Below are 523 nucleotides of genomic sequence, written 5' to 3' on the forward strand. Positions count from 1 at the left end.
CATCTATCTCGGGCGGCCTGTCTTACAAAGGAAACTGGGATGCGAACGCAAACAGCCCGGTTCTAGCTAACGGCGGCGTTGCTGGCGGTACTGCTCAGGCAAATGGTTCGTACTACGTGGTTTCTGTTGCAGGCTCAACATCTATCGACGGCATCAGTACATGGGCCGTTGGTGACTTGGCACTGGTCTCCAACAACGTGTGGACGCGGATTGCGAACTCTGGTTCGAACGTCACGTCCGTGAACGGTAAGACGGGAACCGTGACGCTGACAGCAACCGACATTACTGGGTTTGCCACTGTAGCAACATCAGGCAGCTACAACGATCTGACGAACAAGCCGGTTCCGTACTCGTTGCCTATTGCCACGACATCGGCACTAGGTGGCGTGATCCTTACGTCAACGGCTCAAACCGCAGGCAACTTGTCGTCAGGAAAATTGGCGACCGTGGCCGTTACCGGCTCGTATAACGATCTGTTGAATTTGCCAACGAGCCCAGATGTTGCACGGCTACCCGTCAACAT

At 54.9% G+C, this 523-nt stretch carries 1 protein-coding gene; it reads left to right on the forward strand.

Annotated features, from left to right (window positions below):
* Positions 1–523, forward strand: a 523-nt coding sequence (locus AC1RPG_RS08060) for a hypothetical protein (RefSeq protein WP_481762480.1), incomplete at both ends; no start/stop codon positions are given.

The organism is Dellaglioa sp. CoH-57-MRSF-18 (assembly GCF_056781995.1).